The organism is Rothia sp. P100, assembly GCF_023712425.1.
Taxonomy (GTDB): domain Bacteria; phylum Actinomycetota; class Actinomycetes; order Actinomycetales; family Micrococcaceae; genus Rothia; species Rothia endophytica.
In genome coordinates this window covers 148,217-168,685 of the sequence record NZ_JAMAYG010000003.1, presented here as the reverse complement: position 1 = coordinate 168,685, position 20,469 = coordinate 148,217, and the positions used below count along the sequence as shown (strand labels likewise).

Annotated in this window: 19 protein-coding genes; 7 read left to right on the top strand and 12 right to left on the bottom strand. The window is 55.4% G+C overall.

Annotation, left to right across the window (positions count from 1 at the left end; translation table 11 throughout):
- Window positions 1–39 precede the first annotated feature (39 nt).
- From treC to M3668_RS08015, 3 genes are all read right to left on the bottom strand, one after another.
- Window positions 40–1,695 carry an alpha,alpha-phosphotrehalase gene (gene treC, locus M3668_RS08025; RefSeq protein WP_251380324.1) on the bottom strand — a complete coding sequence of 552 codons (1,656 nt, stop codon included), beginning with the start codon at window positions 1,693–1,695 and terminating at the stop codon, window positions 40–42.
- Between the two features lie 138 nt (window positions 1,696–1,833).
- Window positions 1,834–2,571, bottom strand: a complete 738-nt coding sequence (treR, locus tag M3668_RS08020; RefSeq protein WP_251380323.1) for a trehalose operon repressor — start codon at window positions 2,569–2,571, stop codon at window positions 1,834–1,836.
- Window positions 2,572–2,933: 362 nt separating this feature from the next.
- Window positions 2,934–4,133 carry a cobalamin-independent methionine synthase II family protein gene (locus M3668_RS08015; protein ID WP_251380322.1) on the bottom strand — a complete coding sequence of 400 codons (1,200 nt, stop codon included), beginning with the start codon at window positions 4,131–4,133 and terminating at the stop codon, window positions 2,934–2,936.
- A 238-nt stretch (window positions 4,134–4,371) separates the two neighbouring features.
- Between M3668_RS08015 and M3668_RS11170 the strand changes: the two genes are divergently transcribed.
- The 3 genes from M3668_RS11170 (at window position 4,372) to M3668_RS08000 (ending at window position 8,371) form a co-directional block, all read left to right on the top strand.
- Window positions 4,372–4,596: a MerR family DNA-binding transcriptional regulator gene (locus M3668_RS11170; protein ID WP_346923903.1), complete on the top strand. Its 225-nt coding sequence runs from the start codon at window positions 4,372–4,374 to the stop codon at window positions 4,594–4,596.
- 90 nt (window positions 4,597–4,686) lie between these two features.
- Window positions 4,687–6,531, top strand: coding sequence for a dihydroxy-acid dehydratase (gene ilvD, locus M3668_RS08005; protein ID WP_251380321.1), 1,845 nt, complete (start codon window positions 4,687–4,689; stop codon window positions 6,529–6,531).
- Between the two features lie 271 nt (window positions 6,532–6,802).
- Entirely contained in the window at window positions 6,803–8,371 is a 1,569-nt protein-coding gene (locus tag M3668_RS08000) for an amino acid permease (protein WP_251380320.1), read from the top strand.
- 76 nt (window positions 8,372–8,447) lie between these two features.
- Here M3668_RS08000 and M3668_RS07995 read toward each other — a convergent pair whose 3' ends face one another.
- Complete coding sequence (locus tag M3668_RS07995) at window positions 8,448–8,879, bottom strand: Lrp/AsnC family transcriptional regulator (protein ID WP_251380319.1); 432 nt, start codon at window positions 8,877–8,879, stop codon at window positions 8,448–8,450.
- Window positions 8,880–9,032: 153 nt separating this feature from the next.
- On the opposite strand from M3668_RS07995, the gene ocd reads away from it, so the two are divergent.
- Both ocd and M3668_RS07985 read left to right on the top strand, forming a co-directional pair.
- On the top strand, window positions 9,033–10,061 hold the full coding sequence (ocd, locus tag M3668_RS07990) for an ornithine cyclodeaminase (RefSeq protein ID WP_251380318.1): 1,029 nt from the start codon (window positions 9,033–9,035) through the stop codon (window positions 10,059–10,061).
- A gap of 233 nt (window positions 10,062–10,294) precedes the next feature.
- Window positions 10,295–11,491, top strand: a complete 1,197-nt coding sequence (locus M3668_RS07985; RefSeq protein WP_251380317.1) for an RNase H family protein — start codon at window positions 10,295–10,297, stop codon at window positions 11,489–11,491.
- Window positions 11,492–11,562: 71 nt separating this feature from the next.
- Here M3668_RS07985 and M3668_RS07980 read toward each other — a convergent pair whose 3' ends face one another.
- The 8 genes from M3668_RS07980 to M3668_RS07945 all read right to left on the bottom strand — a co-directional run bounded on the left by M3668_RS07980 (window position 11,563) and on the right by M3668_RS07945 (window position 17,934).
- Window positions 11,563–12,438, bottom strand: a complete 876-nt coding sequence (locus tag M3668_RS07980; RefSeq protein ID WP_251380316.1) for a prenyltransferase — start codon at window positions 12,436–12,438, stop codon at window positions 11,563–11,565.
- 2 nt (window positions 12,439–12,440) lie between these two features.
- Window positions 12,441–12,782, bottom strand: a complete 342-nt coding sequence (locus tag M3668_RS07975; RefSeq protein ID WP_251380315.1) for a lycopene cyclase domain-containing protein — start codon at window positions 12,780–12,782, stop codon at window positions 12,441–12,443.
- Complete coding sequence (locus M3668_RS07970; protein ID WP_251380314.1) at window positions 12,779–13,144, bottom strand: lycopene cyclase domain-containing protein; 366 nt, start codon at window positions 13,142–13,144, stop codon at window positions 12,779–12,781. Before M3668_RS07970 ends, M3668_RS07975 begins: the two co-directional genes overlap by 4 nt.
- Window positions 13,141–14,676, bottom strand: coding sequence for a phytoene desaturase family protein (gene crtI / locus M3668_RS07965; protein WP_251380313.1), 1,536 nt, complete (start codon window positions 14,674–14,676; stop codon window positions 13,141–13,143). The genes M3668_RS07970 and crtI overlap by 4 nt, the downstream gene beginning before the upstream one ends.
- Window positions 14,673–15,551 carry a phytoene/squalene synthase family protein gene (locus tag M3668_RS07960; protein ID WP_251380312.1) on the bottom strand — a complete coding sequence of 293 codons (879 nt, stop codon included), beginning with the start codon at window positions 15,549–15,551 and terminating at the stop codon, window positions 14,673–14,675. Before M3668_RS07960 ends, crtI begins: the two co-directional genes overlap by 4 nt.
- Window positions 15,548–16,603: a polyprenyl synthetase family protein gene (locus M3668_RS07955; RefSeq protein WP_251380311.1), complete on the bottom strand. Its 1,056-nt coding sequence runs from the start codon at window positions 16,601–16,603 to the stop codon at window positions 15,548–15,550. The genes M3668_RS07960 and M3668_RS07955 overlap by 4 nt, the downstream gene beginning before the upstream one ends.
- A 2-nt stretch (window positions 16,604–16,605) precedes the next feature.
- On the bottom strand, window positions 16,606–17,139 hold the full coding sequence (gene idi / locus M3668_RS07950) for an isopentenyl-diphosphate Delta-isomerase (protein ID WP_251380310.1): 534 nt from the start codon (window positions 17,137–17,139) through the stop codon (window positions 16,606–16,608).
- Between the two features lie 168 nt (window positions 17,140–17,307).
- Entirely contained in the window at window positions 17,308–17,934 is a 627-nt protein-coding gene (locus M3668_RS07945; protein WP_251380309.1) for a DedA family protein, read from the bottom strand.
- Between the two features lie 310 nt (window positions 17,935–18,244).
- On the opposite strand from M3668_RS07945, the gene M3668_RS07940 reads away from it, so the two are divergent.
- Window positions 18,245–18,880, top strand: a complete 636-nt coding sequence (locus tag M3668_RS07940; protein WP_251380308.1) for a hypothetical protein — start codon at window positions 18,245–18,247, stop codon at window positions 18,878–18,880.
- A 113-nt stretch (window positions 18,881–18,993) separates the two neighbouring features.
- On the top strand, window positions 18,994–20,466 hold the full coding sequence (locus tag M3668_RS07935) for an O-acetylhomoserine aminocarboxypropyltransferase/cysteine synthase family protein (protein ID WP_251380307.1): 1,473 nt from the start codon (window positions 18,994–18,996) through the stop codon (window positions 20,464–20,466).
- Window positions 20,467–20,469: the final 3 nt, after the last annotated feature.

Sequence of the window (20,469 nt, the reverse complement as noted above, 5' to 3'; positions counted from 1 at the left end):
CAGGCACCGGGGTGCGGCACACGGGACGCGCGCCGCGCCTCATGCTGCCTTCTCGTCCGCTAGGATTGCCAGAGTCTGGTAGGGGGCCAGGGTGAGGGTTTCGCCTAGCTCGGTCTGCCCATAGTTGCTGAGTAGCACGCTCCCAGCAGCGAAAGCCACGGGAATCGTGAGGCTAGTTTCGGTGCCGTAGAAATTATTGAGGACCAGCAGACGCTGACCCTCGTGTTCGCGCACAAAAGCGTAGACGCTTTCATGCTCGCGGGCGAAGGGCTCATAGGTGCCCTCCGCGATCAGCGGCATGTCGTGGCGAAGCTGAACCAGGCGGCGGTAGAAGGGCAGAATCTGCCCCTCGCGCTCCTCAGCCTCAACATTGATTTCAGCGTGTGAAGTGGGGCGTAGCCAGGGCTTGCCCGAGGTGAAACCGGCATTAGCTCCGGACGTCCACTGCATGGGGGTACGCGAATTATCACGGGATTTCTTGGTGATAATTTTAAAGGCGTCAGCCGGGTGAATGCCCTCATTGCAGAGAATCTTGTAGGCGTTATGGCTCTCGATATCCACGTAGTCGTCCATGGACTCATAGACAGGGTCTGTCATACCAATCTCTTCACCCATATAGATGTAGGGAGTGCCTCGGGTCAGGTGAGTGGCCGCGGCCAGCATCTGAGCGGACTGCACCCGGTAGGTGCCGGCGTCGCCAAAGCGGTTGAGGGCGCGCGGCTGGTCGTGGTTATTGAAGAAGGACGCCTGCCAGCCCCCGCCTGCCTGGATGCCCACAGCCCAGTCGGTGAGTAGCTGCTTGAGTTCCATAAAGCGGAAGGGCGTATCGGACCATTTTTGGCCATCCACGTAGTCCACCTTGAGGTGGTGGAAGCTAAAGACCATATCTAGCTCGCGGTTGGCGGGGTTGGTGTAACGCACGCTGCTCTTGATGGTGGTGGAGGACATCTCACCTACGGTGATTGCACCCTCCAGACTGCCGAAGGTTTCCCGGTTGAGTTCCTGCACCCAGGGGTGCACTCGTTCGGTGTCGGTGTAGAGCAGCTTGTCGTTCTCACCTGGCGCCGCGTCATGCAAAATGGTGTCTTTACCAATGACGTTCAGGACGTCGAAGCGGAAGCCGCGCACGCCCTTATCCGCCCAGAAGTTGACGACCTTGAAGAGTTCCTGGCGGACGCGGGGGTTGTGCCAGTTGAGGTCTGCCTGGGTGGTGTCGTAGAGGTGAAGGTAGTAGAGGTCGGTTTCACCAAACTGGCTCCAGGACTTGCCACCAAACTTGGATTCCCAGTTAGTGGGGAGGGATCCGTCTTCCTGGAGGGGGCGGAGGTAGAAGAAGTCCTGGTACTCCTGCTCACCAGCCAGGGCGCGCTGGAACCATTCGTGTTCGATGGAAACGTGGTTGAGCACCATATCGAACATGACACCAACGCCCTCTGCTGTGAGGGCCGCAATGAGTTCTTCAACATCGGCCATGCTACCCATGGTGGGGTCAATATTGTAGTAGTCGGCAATGTCGTAGCCGTTGTCGTTTTGGGGCGAGATGAAGAAGGGGTTGAACCAGACCATATCTACACCGAGTGAGGTAATGTATGGAACCTTCTCGATGATGCCGCGCAAGTCGCCGGTGCCACTACCGGTAGAGTCATAGAAGGACTTGGGGTAGATCTGGTAGATGACGGCGTTGCGCATGCTCATAAAGTTCGACTGCTCTCGTGGATGCCTTTGGTGGCGCGATGGGTCCGTAGTGAAAAAGAAAAAGCGTGCCACTTGGGCAAGCTTTAATCTTACCTGTTAGACAGGTGCGGAGCTAGGCGATAAAAAGTTCCCGGCACTTTATTCAGATTCAGGAATGTTTTGACGGCGATGGGCAAAATCTAGATAGCGGAACTTGTCCGCTCTATGCCGTGAGATGGTGTACTGAAAAGCTGTGCCGTCTTCTAATACGGTAATTGAGGTAGTAACAGCTACATATTCGCCAGCGTGCAAATTAAGGTATTTGGCATCGTTGGGGGTGGCCGGTTCCACTGTAATTTGCTTAGCAGATGAAGTGATGCTGAGGTTTAGCTCCTCTTCAAAATATTGGTAGAGGGAGTTCTCTGCTGCACGCTGGGGGATGATGGGAGCCACGCTTTTCGCAATGTAGTCATAATCGATGATTGCGGGGATCCCGTCCATATGACGTACGCGAATGATATGGGTCACGGGGATGGAGGTGACCTCTTCTTTGACTGCTAGGGGCTGAAAAGGCACGGGAGGGAGTATGCCTTCTTCAATGGAGATGAGTTCAGTATGAGCGGTTTTGCTGGCAGATTCAGCAAATTCCTTGTAACTGACGAGGGAGGATACTGGGATGGAGTAGCGTTTGTGGTCTACTACCAGTGAGCCTTTCCCCATAATGCGCTGAATGTAGCCACGGTCAGTCAAGATGGCTAGGGCCTTGCGCGCTGTTTCCCTAGACACAGCGTACTTTTCGGTCAACATTTTTTCACTGGGTAGAAGGTCGCCAACCTTGTATTTACCTTCATCGATATCACGAGCAAGGTCATGATAGATGCGTTCGAACTTTCCCATGGGGCTCCCCTAAGCGAATGATTTATGTGCAGAAAATGCAAGAGGTGAGAGATTGTTTCACAATTCCTGGTGCATTTTTAATATTTTAGGGGTTGGATGTTGGGTGGGCGCGAGACTCGCTGAATCAATGGAGTATCTGCGATAGTGATGGACCTGTAGTTTGTTTTTATCTGGTGCTGCGAATTACATTCGTTGGTCATGGAAAACTGCGGTCATATTTTAAAAAATCTTATATGCACCCCGGGTCTGCAGGAGGAGCGTGGCGTCAAGTAAGCCTTCTGGCAGGTGCTACTTAACTGGCAGGGTGGCTAGAGCCCAAGCCCTAGCCACCCTGCCAGTTCAGTGAGTAAGCGTCTGCGTCTTTAGAAGAGACGCTGGGACGCTAATGCGGCCCCCTGAGATAGGGATGCCAGTTTAGCTACAGCGATTTCTGGGTGAATGCGTCCGCCCAAGCCGCAGTCGGTAGAAGCAACCACATTTTCTTTGCCCACCACCGAGGCGAACTGCTCGATGCGCTGAGCTACCAGCTCGGGGTGTTCCACCACGTTGGTAGAGTGCGAAACAACGCCGGGCACAATGTACTTGCCCTCCGGCAGTTCTAGGTTTTCCCAGACCTTCCACTCGTGGGCGTGACGCACGTTGGCTGCCTCAAAGGTGTAGCCTTGCGCATCGATAGAGAGCATGGTCTTGGCGATGTGTTTGAATTCCAGGTCGGTGGTGTGGGGGCCGTGCCAGGAACCCCAGCAAAGGTGGAAGCGGGTGAGCTCGGTGGGAATGTCTTCTAAGGCGTAGTTGAGCGCGTCCACTGAGTCCTGAATAAAGGCGAGGTAATCACTGACGCTGGGTTCGGGGTTGATCTGATCCCAGCCCTCTGCGATGGAGGGATCATCAATCTGCAGGGTGAGCCCGGCGTCCGTAATTGCCTTGTACTCCTGCTTGAGGACGTCTGCCCAGGCGAAGAGGAAGTCGCGGTCGGTGGCGTAGTGCTTGTTGCCAACGCGGGCTGCAGATCCGGGGGAAAGAGCTGCGATAAAACCTGAGTGCGCCCCGCTACCCTTGAGCGCGCCGGTGAGGTTGCGGACATCGCTGGCGACGTCCTCCTGCCCGATGTAGCTGATAGCGCTAGTGGCGGCAGGAAAGGCATCCACGACTTTGAGATCAACGTCTACCACCTCGTCGTAGGCGCTGAGGAAAGCAGCGCGATCACGGCGGTCAGCGAAGCTGGTGTAGCGCAGGTCCCCGGGGGTGGAGCGCACAACTTCAAACGCCGGGTTATCCTCCGTTAGCTCTAGCCCACCGGTGCGGGCAAAGCTATAGGTCCACCAGGCACCGTAATCCACGGTATTTGTCATGGCGTGGCCGTATTCGCCGTCGTTCACAATATCGATGCCCAGCTCTACCTGCTGTGCAACAATTGCGCGGACCTCTTCAGTAAGAATCTGCTGGAAGTCAGCTTCGGACAGGTCACCTGTCTGGCGGCGGGCGTTTGCCTCACGCAAGCGGTCGGTGCGCGGCAGGGAGCCGACGTGGGTGGTCAAAATACGGTCTGTGTTGATGGGCATTGCTGCTCCTTGGGTTGATCCTACGGCTGTAGCGGCGCTAACAGTGTGGAAGTGCCGTATTTCTAGCTAACCTTTTGACCGCCGCCAACCCCAAGCCCTGAAGCTAAGTCCTTCAATATTTCTCTGTGTCAGCTTTGTGACAGGAGACTGACCTAAAACGTTCATGTGGCCTGCATCGTGAGGTGCCACCCTTACGAGCGCCCTTCCTTAAACGTCTGTGTAGTGACGCTGACATGATATGAGGGCACAAGCCGGGGATGTGGCTGAAACCACGAACCTCATGACTATTGGCGAGTTCAGCTCCCTGACCCGTCTATCTGTGCGTATGCTGCGGCACTACGACGCTCACGGCGCTCTCATCCATGTTCCCGCTCACCCCCGGACCGGATACACCGCCGCGAGGCCTCTCACCAGGTGCTGCTTAAGGAGAAAAACCCACCACCGTCTAAACTCCACTATCTGAGAACACCTGGGGGTGCATATACCCTCACCGGCGTCCCGGCGTAGACTATATACCCAAAGACGACTACCACCAGTTATCAAGGGGAATACAATGCCTGAACTGCGCTCGCGAACATCAACTCACGGCAGGAACATGGCTGGTGCCCGCGCGCTTTGGCGCGCCACCGGTATGGGCGATGACGACTTCGGCAAGCCCATCATTGCTATTGCCAACTCCTACACCCAGTTCGTGCCTGGCCACGTCCACCTTAAAAACATGGGCGACCTGGTCGCTGGCGCCATTCAAGAAGCTGGCGGCGTCGCCAAAGAATTCAACACCATCGCGGTGGACGACGGCATCGCCATGGGCCATGACGGCATGCTCTACTCCCTACCCTCCCGCGACCTCATCGCGGACTCCGTGGAGTACATGGTCAACGCCCACCGCGCTGACGCCCTGGTTTGCATCTCTAACTGCGACAAAATCACACCCGGCATGTTGCTGGCCGCCATGCGCCTGAACATCCCCACCATCTTCGTCTCCGGCGGTCCCATGGAATCCGGTGAAGGTATTGAGGGCGTTGTTGAGCACCGCCTGGACCTTGTCGATGCCATGTCGATGGCAGTGGATGAGTCCGTCACCGATGAGCAGCTTGCCCAGATCGAAAAGAACGCCTGCCCCACCTGCGGTTCCTGTGCTGGTATGTTCACAGCTAACTCCATGAACTGCCTCAATGAAGCAATTGGTCTTGCTCTGCCCGGCAATGGCACCACCCTAGCAACCCAGATCGCCCGCAAGCAGCTGTTCCTGGACGCCGGCACCTCCATTGTTAATCTGGCAAAGCGCTACTACGAGCAGGACGACGAGAGCGTACTACCCCGCTCCATTGCTACCAAAGAGGCTTTTGAGAACGCTATGGCGCTGGACGTCGCTATGGGCGGCTCCACCAATACTGTGCTGCACATCCTGGCGATTGCTAACGAGGCTGAGGTTGACTTTACCCTTCAGGATATCGACGATATTTCCCGCCGAGTTCCCTGCCTTGCCAAGGTAGCCCCTAACTCCACCAAATACCACATTGAGCACGTGCACCGCGCCGGCGGCATCCCCGCCCTACTGGGTGAGCTCAACCGTGCCGGGATGCTAAAGCAGAACGTTCATTCTGTTCACGCCGACAATTTGGACACCTGGCTGGGGGAGTGGGACGTCCGCTCCGGCACTGCCTCTGAACGTGCCAAGGAACTCTTCCGCGCAGCCCCCGGTGGCGTGCGTACCACCCAGGCTTTCTCAACCGCTAACCAGTACGAATCCCTGGAAACTGACGCCGAGAACGGCTGCATTCGCAGTGTTGAGCACGCCTATACCAAGGACGGTGGGCTGGCGGTTCTGCGCGGCAACATCGCCCTCGATGGTGCGATCATCAAGAGCGCTGGCATTGATGAGGAGCTCTTCCATTTCAAGGGCCGTGCCTTCGTGGTTGAATCTCAGGACGAGGCCGTCTTTGAAATTCTCTCCAAGAACGTTAAAGAGGGCGATATCGTCGTCATTCAGTACGAGGGCCCCCGCGGTGGCCCCGGCATGCAGGAAATGCTCTACCCCACCTCCTACCTCAAGGGTCTCGGGCTGGGTAAGACCTGTGCACTGATCACTGACGGCCGTTTCTCCGGTGGTACCTCGGGTATCTCCATTGGCCACGTCTCACCCGAGGCTGCTGCAGGTGGTGCTATCGCCCTGATTGAGACCGGTGACGAGATCGAAATCAACGTGCACGAGCGCCTGTTGCAGGTCAATGTGCCCGATGAAGTGCTAGAAGCCCGCCGTGCTGCCAAGGGCCCCCTGCCTTGGGTACCCACCAAGCCCCGTGAACGTCAGGTGTCTAAAGCTCTGCGTGCCTACGCCATGATGGCGTCCTCAGCCGATAAGGGCGGGGTACGTGTGCTCCCTGAAGGTTACTAAGAGTTTTTACCTCCTAACCCCATAACCTATAGGCCGCCCGCCGTAACGCTCATGTTGCGGCGGGCGTCTTTTATTTTTTGATGGTAGAAAGTGAACCTGCGGTGGGGTGTCGTGTGGGCGGGTACACCTTTACCCGCTCCAAGTCCTGCCAGAAATTATAAGAATGGCCGAGAAATTTAGTGAGACTACTTCCCAAAGTTCTGTCATGAATGTAATCTAGCTAACTATAAACCTGTGACTTGAAACCCTCACTAAGAGAAAAAGGGACGTCATGTCACACAAGACACCACAACAGATTGCGTCTGACGACGCCTTCGCGCACGAGGAAGCTGGTCTACACCAGGGTCTTGGCCGCCGTCAGCTTCAAATGATTGCCATGGGTAGCGCCATCGGCACCGGTCTTTTTTTGGGTGCGGGCTCGCGTCTCGAGTCTGCTGGCCCCTCCCTCTTCATTCTTTACGCTATTTGCGGTTTCTTTGGCTACCTCATTCTGCGTGCCTTGGGTGAGCTTATCGTCCACCGCCCATCATCCGGCTCTTTCGTGTCCTACTCCCGCGAGTTCTACGGTGAGAAAGCGGCCTATGTGTCGGGTTGGCTTTACTGGCTCAACTGGGCAATGACTCTGGTGGCAGATGCCACCGCCGTGGCGATATATATTCTCTGGTTCGGTCAGTACAGCGAGTTTATTGCGGGGCTGGATCAGTGGGTTATTGCCCTCTTCGTGGTTGCCTTTGTGCTCTTCTTCAATATGCTCTCGGTCAAGGTCTTTGGTGAGCTGGAATTCTGGTTCTCCCTCATCAAAATTAGTGCACTGGTCATCTTCATGATCGTGGGTATTTACATGGTTATCTTTGGCACCCCCACCGGCACCCCCACCGGCTTCTCGCTCATTGTGGATAACGGGGGGCTGTTGCCCAACGGCGTGCTACCTGCCCTCATTGTGGTGCAGGGTGTGGTCTTTGCCTATGCCGGTATCGAGTTGGTCGGTACTACCTCTGGCGAAACTCAGGATGCCCGCAGAATCATCCCTCAGGCCATCAACACCGTGATTCTGCGTATCGCTATTTTCTACGTTGGTTCTGTCCTCTTGCTCTGCCTGCTGCTGCCCTACACTGCTTACTCCGCAGGTGTCTCGCCCTTCGTTACCTTCTTTGGTTCTATTGGGGTGGACTACGCGGCTCCTATCATGCAGCTGGTCGTTATTACCGCAGCGCTTTCCTCCCTTAACGCTGGGCTTTACTCCACCGGCCGCATCATGTATTCCATGGCTCAGGCTGGTTCTGCCCCTGCATTTGCCGGCAAACTAACGAAGAGTGGTGTGCCTTTCGGGGGAATCGTGATAACCGCTTTTGTTGCAGTTGCTGGTGTCTTCCTCAACTTTGTAGTTCCCGAGAACGCTTTTGAAATTGTGCTCAACATGGGTGCCCTGGGTACCATGGCGGGCTGGGCAGCTATCACCCTATCCCACATGAAATTCATCAAATTGACTAAGCAAGGCAAGTATGTGCGCCCGGACTACCGTGCCCCCTTCTCACCGGTGAGTGACTGGCTTGTCCTTGTCTTCTTGGCTGCTGTACTTGTACTGATGGCTATTGATTACCCGGTAGGTACCTGGACGCTGGGTACCTTCCTGCTGATGGTCCCCATCCTGATTATTGGCTGGTTCCTGGTCCGTAAGCGAGTCAACGAAATCGCCCGGGTGCGCGAGGGCTACACCGGTGACTTCCCCGTGGTCGCCCACGTCCCTTCGGCTGATGCTTACCTGGAGCGTCAGCGCGGGGCCGTGAACATCCATGAAGATCTCCCTCAGGGGGACTCTGAACAGCGCGACGAACGCTAGCTGGTTACCGTCAAGAAGGGCGGGCACTCGTGAAAGAGTGCCCGCCCTTTTAGCGCGTAGGAAGCTTGGTCATCCGCTACCTGCTAATAGTGCGTAACAGCAGGCTAGATTCGGTGTTGACCACACCCTTGACTGAGCGGATATGGTGCAAGACTCGATCAAAATCCGGTAAATCACGGCAGGCAATTTCAAGGACTAAGTCCCAGTGACCGTTTGTGGTGTGCAGGGCTGTTACCTCGGGAATACCACGCACATCCGCAATGGCTTGGCTGGAGTTCTTGCGTTCAACAATCACCATAGAGATGGCACGTACACCCGGCTCCAGGGCATCTGAAGCGGTACGCACCGTGTAGCCTACGATGATTCCCTCTGTTTCCAGCTGCCCCATCTTCTTGGTCACCGTTGCGCGCGTGACACCCAGTTTCTCAGCGAGCTGCGAAACTGGTGCTCTGCCGTTGGAACGGAGCTCGGTGAGCAGTCGATGTTCTAGGTCGCTTAGTGATCTCATGTACATAATGCTAACTCTGTATATACAATCTGCTCTTCACCCTGCAAAAAATGTACATTTTTGAGGTACCGGTGGTAGGTAAAGCCGGGTATCGTTATCGCAGTCACAGGTTTATGTTTATTTCCGTTCAAACTCAAGGAGGAGTTTTCTAGAATGGTTCAGTTTGTTAACGTCACCAACATGGCTCGTTGGATTCAGCGCGAAAGCGTTGAAAAAATCATTGGTACCATGATTGACTACCTAGAACGCGACTTCAAGCGCTGGGAAAAGTTCGACAAAATTGCTCGCGTCGCCAGCCACACCCCCTTCGGTGTTATCGAGTTGATGCCCACTTCAGACGGTGAAGAGTATTCCTTCAAATACGTCAACGGGCACCCTTCAAACCCTGCTCGCGGCTTCCAGACTGTTACCGCGTACGGCATGCTGGCGGACGTTGATAATGGCTACCCCACCTTCATTTCAGAAATGACCCTGCTGACCGCCCTGCGCACCGCAGCCACCTCAGCTATGGTCGCTAAGAAACTGGCTCGCCCTGACTCGCGCACCATGGCCATGATTGGTACCGGCTCTCAGTCTGAGTTCCAGGCACTGGGCTTCCGCGCTGCTATGGGCATTGAAGACCTCGTCATCTTTGACAGCGACCCCGAAGCGATGGATAAGTTCCGCCGTAACATGGAGCCCCTGGGCTTCCGCATCCGCCTTACATCCTCAGTGGACGAGGCAGTAGATGGCGCCGATATCATCACCACTTGCACCGCTGATAAAGCGCAGAACACCATCCTGGCCCGCCACCACGTCAAGCCTGGCGTGCACCTTAACGCTGTAGGCGGCGACTGCCCCGGCAAGACCGAGCTGGATGAGCAGATTGTGCGCGACTCTACCGTCTTCGTTGAATTCCCGCCCCAGACCCGTATCGAGGGCGAGATTCAGCAGGTTGAAGAGGACTTTCCCGTGGTGGAGTTCTGGAAGGTTCTAACTGGCGAGGAGCCTGGCCGCCGCTCAGCTGAAGAAATTACTCTCTTCGATTCGGTAGGCTTCGCTATTGCTGACTTTGCCGCCTTGCGATGTGTGCGCGACTTGACCGCCGGCACCGAACTGCAGGACTCCATTGAGCTTATTGCTGACCCTGAGGACCCCAAAGACCTCTTCTCCCTGGTTGGCTCTCTCAAACCCATCAGCTAATAGGGCCCGCTCAACGCTAAGGACGCCCGCCGCAACAGTGACGTTGCGGCGGGCGTCCTTATTTTTTCATGATAGAAAGCCAATCTGCTGTGCGCCCACCTACTGGGCACACCCTGACCTACCCCGTTGTTTTTACTCTGTTCCTCTAGTCTGTTGGCTAATCGTTGATGGGGTGGTATAGCTTTAAAGCGTAAGTAAAACAAAGATAGACACCCCCATCGGAGGTGAATAATGTGGAAATTACACCTGCACAAATCAAAAAGTGCGAGCTGACTTGGGAGCCCCCGGATTATACGAGCTCCTACCCGGCAGGGTTTACTGAGCAGGGCGTAGCCGTTATTGCGGTCATTATGGATCAGGTGCGCGCGGCAGGGGACTGCCATGTTGGGCTGACCACTCTTATTTATGTATCCCGTGAGAACGGTGACCGTGAGGTTATCGAGTGTGAGCCGATTGCTGAATCATTGACACACTCGTTGATGACTCCCTGCGATGAGGTGCATACCGATATGCTGGGTCGCGCTATTGTGGCGGCTATTCAGGCGGTTCCGGCTGAGTACAAGACCAATCTGATGACAGCGGCTGCAGATAAGCATTACCTTAAGCTGCTCTTCCGTAAGCTCCCCGTCTTCAAGAGTTTCTTGGAGTACCGTTCTTTGGATAAGGTGATGAACCCCTATGAGGTTCACTCGCTGGGAGAGATTCACGTGAAGCTTATTGGCACTCAGGCAGGTGAGCTGATGCCGCACCTCATGGATGAAGCCTCACGTCTAGCTCATAACGAGTTGGAGAAGCACACTGCCCCTCTGCCCGTCGAGAAGCTCGTGGAGTACAGTGTCTTTACCGACTGTTCTTTCAGAGCGACCAATAACAAGCGCTACCTTAAGGGTGGGCGTATGGGCATAGGCGGCGTGAGTGAAGACGGCTTCTTCTTTCACTCCCATTACGATGCCACCAATATTATGACCGGTGAGCTTTCTGCCATGCTGGCTGCCTTCAACATCTTTTACCACGGTGGTCGACAGCTGATTATTCACACTGACTCGCTGGGCGCCCTGACCTTTGTGTTGCGGCTAGCTCATAACCGCTGGTGTTATAACCAATGGGTTACTGAAGGCGTGCAGAATCAGCAGGTCATTGATGAGATGCAGAAACTCACTGAGGCAATCCGCGAGCGCCGAGTTCTGGTGAAGCACATTCCTGGGCATTCCGGTCACGGTTTGCAGGAGTCTTCTGATTCGGTCTCTAAGATGCACCGCCACTTCCCGGGGCAGATTGTTGATAAGACCAATGTAGGCGAGTTCAATAAGCGCTGTGAGTCTATAATTACCGCGCTGTCTGGCTGTGAGAAGGCACTGCGCCTGCCCTGCCCTGACTGGGTGCAGATTAAGGCCTCCAGTGTGCACACTAAGAACAGGCTTTGGAAGTAACTGAACCCAAGAAAAGTGAGGACGCCACGCCCGGGCTGGGTGCGGCGTCCTGCCATGAGTTTTATGAGGGTTTAGTCTGCGATGAGGTGGATTGCAATGATGAAGAGGGTGAGCAGGAAACCTACGCTGTAGTTAATCCACAGAAAATGGCGCCAGCCTCGATTGGTTTTCATAGAGGTGTCGTCGGTGATGTGTATAAAGGGTGCTGCCATCGCAATGTAGGGAGTGACTAGAACAGCGAGAAGGCTGATGGGCCAGCCCACGAGGAGTAACAAAAGCCCACTGAGGGCCCAGAAGCTTATGGCCAGGCGTACCGTGGTACAGGCACCGAGCACGGTGGCGATAGAGCTGAGCCCCGCTGTACGGTCTGGGAGGATATCTTGCACTGCCCCAAAAGCATGAGCTGCCATGCCCCAGGCTAAAAAACTCACCATGATGAATATAAGTGAGGCAGACCAGGGGGTGCCAGTCAAGAAGACGGCATAGACGGCTGGGCCCACGAAGTGGATGCTGGAAGTCAAGGAGTCTAAAAATGCACGTTCTTTGGTGCGCAAGGGAGGCATGGAATAGCCCACCACATCGAGCATTAGTAAGGCTAAGAAAAGGCCGGCTACTAGCGGTGACACCCACCAAAGATAGAGGAGGAATGGTAGGGAACACAGACCGCAGGCCAGCAAGACTGCCCGGTGACTTTCAGGAGGAAGCAGAGCTCCCTCAACCCCTCCTTTGCGGGGGTTAGCGAGGTCTGAGGCGTAATCGAAGACGTCATTAACCCCGTACATGACCAGATTGTAGGGTACGAGGAAGAAGAAGGTGCCAACCACTAGCGTGAGATCAACGGAACCGGTCAAGAGGTAGTAGGTCAGAGCGAAAGGGTATGCAGTGTTGACCCAACTAATGGGGCGTGAGGCAACGAAGAGCCGCTGGAACAGAGATAATACTGTCACCGCTAGCTCGCTTTCTGTGGGGGTCTCTGGCGAGCGAATCTTTTATTGAGGACTTCGAACCACATAGGCAACACCAGAGCGGTGAAGATGGGGTAGCTAAAATCTTCCAGTGGTACGAGGCCTAGTGTGATATTGGAGAAGTTCTCTTCGGGATATCGACATAAATCAACAGCGATCATGATGTTATCGAAGATCAAGGTAAGGGTCAGCATCACCAACAAGGTGAGAGCCATAGCCGCCAACGGTAAACGCTGAGACTGACGGCGCAGAACCACCGCTCCGAGTAGGGTGAGGGCAACCGCTAGCCCGACGACGATCAATGCCAGCTGGCTATAGGGGCTCACACCTGCACCTCGCTGGCTGAATCGTTAGGAGCTAAGCCTTCTTGTCCTCGTCGAGTTTCTGCCCATCTGTTGAGCAACCCATAAATGACCAAGGTGCAGTAACTCAGAAAAGCCAGAAAAATAGGTTCTTCAAGGGGTATATGCGGGGTGAGCCAGATGCCCAGAAGATAAGGTGACTCACCCCGAACAAAAATAGCGTGCTCTATGGCATACAAGTCGACGATGATTAGGGCAGCCACCCCAAAACCTACCATCAGCACGGTACTAAGGGCCCTCTGGAAGAGCGCCACCTTAAACCGGGCATCCAGAATCATCATGCCAGCGATGGAGCCTAAAAGTGCTAAAAGATAGAGCCAATTCATACGCTCTTCAACGCCTTCATGCTTTTATCACCCATAATTTCTTTGACCACTAGCTCAGCACTAATTAGACACATGGGTACCCCAATTCCGGGGATTGTAGATGAGCCGGCAAAGAGCAGGTTCTTTACCTTCTTGGACTTATTGCTAGCACGGAAGACCGCGCTCTGGGTGAGGATGTGAGAAGGCCCCAAAGCGGTGCCTTTCCATGCCCCCAGTTCATGCTGAAAATCTGCAGGTGACACGGTACGGCGTACCACTATACGCTCAGCTAAGTCAGGAATATCAGCCCACTCTGCTACCTGCTCAATGGCTCGGTCTACAAAGCATTCAATCTGCTCGTCTCCGGTACCGTCTTCACCACCGTGGCCGAATTCTGGGCGTGCAGCCACGGGAATTAGTACAAATAAGTTTTCATAACCGTCAGGGGCAACTGACGCATCAGAAGCGCTGGGCTTACCGATATAAATTGATGGGGTTTCAGGTAGCGTGTTGCCTTCAAGCTCAGCAAAGCCTTTTTCCCAGTCATCAGCAAAAAAGAGTGTGTGGTGCGCCAGCTCTGGAAGCTCCCCTTCAACGCCCAGCATCGCGAGCACCGCTCCAGGTCCACTGTCTGCCTTAGCCCACCAGCGCTCGCTATGATCGCGGTTTTCTTTGTCAAGAAGCTGATGTTCCACAAAATGTAGGTCACACGCTGCTACCACGGTATCCCCGTAGATACGATGGCTCTCACCTGAGCTGTCGATATATTCAACACCCCTTGCTACGCCCTCGTCCACCAGTATCTTTTGGGCATCAGCGCCGGTAATGATAGTTGCCCTGGACTGGCGGGCTAAGGTCTCGATGCTCTCTACCACGCGATTGAATCCACCCTGTGGGTAGAGAACCCCTGCATTTACATCCAAATGCGTCATCAGGTGGTACATAGCGGGGGTTTTTAGGGGCGAGCCACCTAAAAATACAGCCGGGTAGCCCAGTACACGGCGCATCCGTGGGTCTGCTGTATGCGCCTGAATCTTCTGATCCAGTGAGCGGCTGAGCAGTCCCACCAGTTGAGGGAGCCGGCGCAGGACGCTGGGATGAACTAAATCCTTAGCCGAACGGAAAGATCCGTAGAGAAAGCGCTTCAAAGCGATGTTGTAGGTATTGCGGGCTGATTCTACGTAAGCTGTGATTCCCTCCCTGTGCTCGGGGTCTAAGGCCACGAGCGACTCAAATGCTTCAATGTTTCCTGCTAAATCAAAAGGCTCTTGCTGGCCCTCGAAGTAGGCGCGGTAGCCTGGGTCAAGGCGGCTGAGGTCCAACTGCTCAGAGGTGCTGCTGCCCATCAGCTCGTAAAAATGGTCAAAAACTTCGGGCATCAGATACCAAGAAGGGCCTGTGTCGAACCTGAAACCCTGTTTTTCCCAGGAACCCGCGCGTCCTCCCGTGGTTTCTTTCTTTTCAAGAAGAGTGACGGTGTGCCCCTGACGTCCCAACAGCGCGGCCGCCGCTAGACCAGAAATACCTGCACCAATAATGACAATCTGCTTCATAGCGTTGCTTTCGATAGTGGCATCAGTTCTTTGCCAATTAACCGTAATTTTGTCGGGGTGGAAAGAGAGAAACGGCGATGTTCAATATCACGAACGGAGGCCGCTTGAAGCTGTTCAAGCAGGTGCTTGTAGAGAGCTGTGGCGCTACGGACAGCGTACCGGGCACGGCGTGGCAGAGCGTCGATACCGGAGCGTGCATGTGCTAAATCCTGCTCGATATCGGCGATGATCACCCCCAAGGAGTCTTCATTAAGTTTGCCCTCCACGTGAGGAAAATAGTTTCGCCCCAGGCGAGTTGAATCATCAGCGTAGTCCCGTAAGAAATTTATTTTCTGAAAGGCCGCACCCAATGCTCGAGCCGCCCCCTCAAGTTCCTGCCGCTGAAGAGGGGGGCAGGGATTATCTTTAAGAAAAATGCAGAGACACATCAGGCCGATAACCTCAGCTGAACCGTAAATATAGCGCTGGTACTGTTCATCGGTGTCGAAGTTGACCTCATCAAGATCCACGCGCATGGATTCAAAAAAGGGCCGGGTCAGGTCAGCTGTGATGCCGCAGGCACGAGCCTCTCTGGCGAAGGCATGCACCACCAGATTGCTACTGAAGCCGGTAGATAATGCAAACTCGACCTCACGTTCTAACACGTCCAAAGCCTGGCGCTGTTGGCTTACGGTGAGCCCGGCATCAGCAGCAGTACCATCAACAATTTCATCGGCAACTCTCACCAGGGCATAAATGCAGGCGATAGAAGTGCGCATAGCCGACGGGTAAATGAGACTCGCCAGCCTAAAGGAGCTAGAGTACACCCCAATCACCGGGTAGCTACTACGCCGCGCGGCTAAGGAATAAAGCCCCAGACGGTCAGTGTGATTCATGAGAGACGACCCCCTAGAGTGGTGGTAAAGGCTAGAAGATGTTCTTGCAGAGCGGGGGGAAACTGTGCCTGTCGAATCTCCTGTGAACATGAGCTGATGTAGGTGTTAACTAATTCCTCGGTGCGCTGGCGCGAACCACTAGCTACCAAAAATGCTCTGAAACTATCTATTTGTTCCTCTGTGGCGTTAGGGTCAGCCCACAAATGCCGATATTCCTCCCATCCCTCATGCTGCCGGGCGTAGACAATAAGCATCGTTTCTTTGCCCTGCACAATATCGGTGCTGGCTGACTTTCCGGTTACTGAAGGGTTCCCGAAGGCGCCCAGGAGGTCATCGGTTATCTGAAAAATCTGCCCTAGGGTGTCGCCAATGCGAGAAAGCGTGTGAAGGTGGGCTGGTGGTGCATAAGCCAGAATAGCCCCCATCAGGAGCGGGGCTTGAAAACTGTAGACAGACGTCTTCCGATGCATCATCGTCCGCAAATCCTCAAGGGTTGGGGTTCTAATACCCAGCCCATACGCCAAATCTAGCTGTTCCCCACTCGCTGCATACTGCACGCTCTCCTCAAAAACAGATAGCAAGTGCTCTCTCACCTCGAAAGGAGCATCGATTAAGGCCATAAGCTTGTAGGCAAGGGAAATCAGCAGATCCCCTCCTAGCAGAGCGTTAGCCTCACCCCAGCGCTGAGCGATATTAGATGGATGGTTTTCATGCAGGGCGGCATCCCGAAAAACCTGAATAGAGTTGGGGTGACCGCGGCGCTCAAGATCCTGATCAACAATGTCATCGTGCATCAGCAGAGCGATGTGCAATAGTTCTAGCGCAGCAGCGCTTTTTAGTGCGGCATCATGAGCGATTCCATCGTAGGCGTCAAATACGGTGAGAAGCAGGGTGGGGCGGATTCGTTTACCCGATGCGCTGAGCGTTGCAATACTCAACCATAGTTGCTCATAGAGCGGCCCCATAGAAACCGCTGATCGAGTATTTAACTCAACAAGCTGGGAAAGGTAGTTTTCAAAGGACTGCTGGGTTTTTACCGGTGGAGCTACCACTGTTAGCCCTTTTCTGCAGCGGAGTTTGAATAGAGTTCCATCAGAGGCGCCTGTAAGGTGAGCCAGGGGCTAAAGGCCCAAGGGGTTGCGGTAAGACTAGTCCTAAGGTTGGATGGAGAAACCCAACGGTACTCTAGAACCTCAGCCGGGTGCGGGGTCAGACCACCGTTCAAATGTGCGGTAAAGACCGGGCATACTTCGTTTTCAACTACACCGCTGGCATCTACGGCACGATATCTGAAATCGGGTAATTCGATGCTTACCTTCTCTAGCGTGGCACCGAGTTCTCCCCGTGCGTGGCGTGTTAGTGCGTCTGTGATACTTTCACCGGGCGTGGGGTGACCGCAGAAAGAATTGGTCCATACCCCGGGCCAGGTTTTCTTGCTCAAGGCCCGGCGGGTCATCAGAACTTCCCCGTTCCCGTTGAGCACATGACACGAAAACGCAAGATGTAAGGGCGTTTCAGCTGTGTGCACCATATTTTTGGGCGCGACGCCTACAGGCTGACCCTGCTCGTCGACTAGCACGACGTCCATAAGTTCATATCCTCCCAGGAGCGATTATCAGAAGACTACTTGTTTTTGGCCGGTCTGAAGCGTTCAACACCCACCCTTTTTTATTATTTACCCAAGGTAAAGTGGTTTTTCCTCTTTAAAAGTAAGGACGCCGCACCCGGCCCGGGTGCGGCGTCCTTCTTTATTATTTTAGGCGACGTCGTGCTTCTCGTGCATAGCGCGGCGGATAAGCCATACCAGGCAGGCAAGCAGGGCTAGGGCGATGACTGCGTAGACCACGGTGGAGTACTGGTCGATGACGTGTTCTACGGCGTGCCAGTTTTCACCCAGAATCCAACCCAACCAGATGAGCAGGGCGTTCCACACGGCTGAACCAGCTAGGGTGTAGAGACCGAAGGTGAGGGGGTGCATGCGGTCGATGCCGGCGGGAACTGAGATGAGGGAACGCACGCCGGGGATGAGGCGACCGAGCAGGATAGAGACCTTGCCGTAGCGGTCGAACCAAGCGAGGGCCTTATCGACGTCATCGACCTTGACCAGCCACATCCATGCCGCAATTTTGCGTAGACGCTCAGCGCCAATGGCGGCACCGACATAGTAGAGAAAGTAGGCGCCGGCAAGGGAACCGGCGGTTGCCCAGATGAAAGCGGCTACCACGTTCATGGACCCCTGTGAGGAGGTGAAACCTGCCAGCGGCAAAATAACTTCAGAGGGGATAGGCGGGAAGACGTTCTCAAGGAACACCGCTAGACCTACACCCGGTGAACCGATGGCCTCCATGACCGAGATGATCCAGTCAATAATATTTTGGAGCATGCATGCCCTCTTTCATGCTAGAGGCGGGCTTATCCCTCGCCAGAAAAACTGTATTCATTCTTGCTTACTTACGTGGGAAAAGTCAGAAGCGTGCTGGTGAGTCAGCTGGGGATTTTGGTCATAGAACCTAAGGGTGGACGCCGGGCGGTGTTTCTTGGGCGCAGGAGCCAGAATCTCGCCTTACGTGCCCTCAGAAAGCCCACACCCCGCGGGTTGTGTCCCCACTTTTGTATAAAACCACATTACACATAAGCCTCCGTATGCACTGGTCAGGCAAGCATTCTGACCCGACTTTTATTAGGGTGGAAATATGAACAGTGCATTTTCTCGAAGAACAGCTCTTAAAGGTGCCGCCTGGTCAGGTGCTGCCACCCTGGCTATCTCCGCGCCAGCTGCCCACGCGGTATCCGACTATGCCTACTACAATGCCAGCAGCCAGAGTGGTCGCCTGTCCTTGAACAGCGATGGCAACCGGGTGCTTAACCTCTTTACTGATTTGCCGGTAGCCCCGGAACCAGCAGGCTTCTCAGTAGGCTACGAAAGCGGCCAGGCCGTGGACGCCACCGCCCAGCTAGCACGCCTGGACTACTACTTTGCGGTGCCCGCAGAGTGCGCTTCTGCGCAAGAACCCCAGCTGCTGGATGATTGCACCGAGTCGTGGACTGAACCCCGGCTAGTGGAAGAAACGGTAACAACAGCTCAGGGAGTCACTCCTGATCTCACTGGCTACCGTCTCTATGTCACCAGCTTCACCGGCCCTTCCAACAACCCAGTGCTCTTAGATGAGGCAACTGCCACCTGGCCCGGGAGCGAAATCAGCCTCTGCATGGTTGGAAGGAGTGCAGAAGAAGTGACTCTTTACGCCGGTTACGTGACCTCCTTTACGACCGACAGCGGTTTCACCCGTGATAACGCCACCCTCGTCCAGCAACTCACGGTGACCTAGCAGGCGGTAGGCGCGCGTCGTCATAATACGCAACGTGAGAAACACTTGTTTATCTGGTGAGGGCTAGACCACTATGAAGAGTGAAGACCTGTCCCCTTTCCAAGGAGCACCACGTGGCCGAGCATACCTTTGGCTTCCGCACCCGCGCCCTGCACGCTGGCGGCACCCCCGATGCTGAGCACGGGGCGCGCGCCGTGCCCATCTACCAGTCCACCTCCTTCGTTTTTAAGGACGCGGACGACGCCGCTAACCTTTTTGCCTTGCAAAAGTACGGCAATATCTACTCGCGTCTGGGTAACCCCACGGTGGCAGCCCTCGAAGAACGTATCGCCTCGCTAGAGGGCGGTATCGGTGCTGTTGCTACTGCTTCGGGTATGGCTGCAGAGTTCATTACCTTCGCTGCCCTCTGCCAGGCGGGGGACCACATCGTGGCGTCCTCCAACCTTTACGGCGGCACCATCACCCAGCTAGATGTCTCCTTGCGCCGCTTCGGTATCGAAACCACCTTTGTCGATGGCACTGACCCTGCCGACTACGCCGCTGCTATCCGCCCCGAGACCAAGGCGCTCTACACTGAAATCGTTGCTAACCCCTCGGGCCAGATTGCTGACCTGCCCGGCCTGGCAGCTGTCGCCCATGAGAACGATATCCCCCTGGTGGTCGATGCGACCCTCTCCACCCCTTACCTGATCCGTCCCATTGAGCATGGGGCTGACATTGTGATTCACTCGGTGACCAAGTTCCTGGGCGGTCACGGCACCACCCTGGGCGGTGTCGTGGTTGAATCTGGCCGCTTCAACTGGGGTAACGGCAAGTTCCCCACCATGACCGAGCCGGTGCCCTCCTACAACAACATTTCCTGGTGGGGTAACTTCGGCGAATACGGCTTCCTGACCAAGCTACGCAGCGAACAGCTGCGCGACTTCGGCCCCTCTCTACCCGCCCAGTCAGCTTTCAACCTGCTGCAGGGCGTTGAGACCCTGGCGCAGCGCATGGACGCCCACCTGGCAAATGCGCGCGCCGTAGTCGAGTGGCTAGATGCTGACCCCCGCATCTCCTACGTCAACTACGCTGGCCTGCCCACCCACCCCCACTACGAGCGCGGTCAGCAACTCCTGCCGCTGGGCGTAGGCTCGGTTTTCTCCTTTGGTGTTGCCGCCACCGAGAAAGCTGGTGGCCGAGACGTTGGTGCCGAGTTCATCGGTGCCCTGCAGTTGGCCTCCCACCTGGCTAACATCGGGGATGCCCGCACGCTGGTGTTGCACCCGGCGTCCACCACCCACCAGCAACTTACCCCCGAGCAGCTGGCCGCCGGTGGCGTCAACGAAGATTTGATTCGCATTTCGGTGGGTCTCGAAGACCCCGAGGACATCATCTGGGACCTAGACCAGGCACTCACCCATGCGTCCGGGCGCAACTACGCCGGTGAAACCGTGGGCGTTGCTAGCGCTGATCAGCTGGTCGAACGCCGTGCAGCCGCTGAGGCAGAAGCCCTAGCGCAGAAAGAAGCACTGGAGGCAGATGCCGCAGCCCACGCCGCCGAGCGCGCTGCTCGCGAGATTTCCCGCCCCAAGAAGGAGGCATAAGCC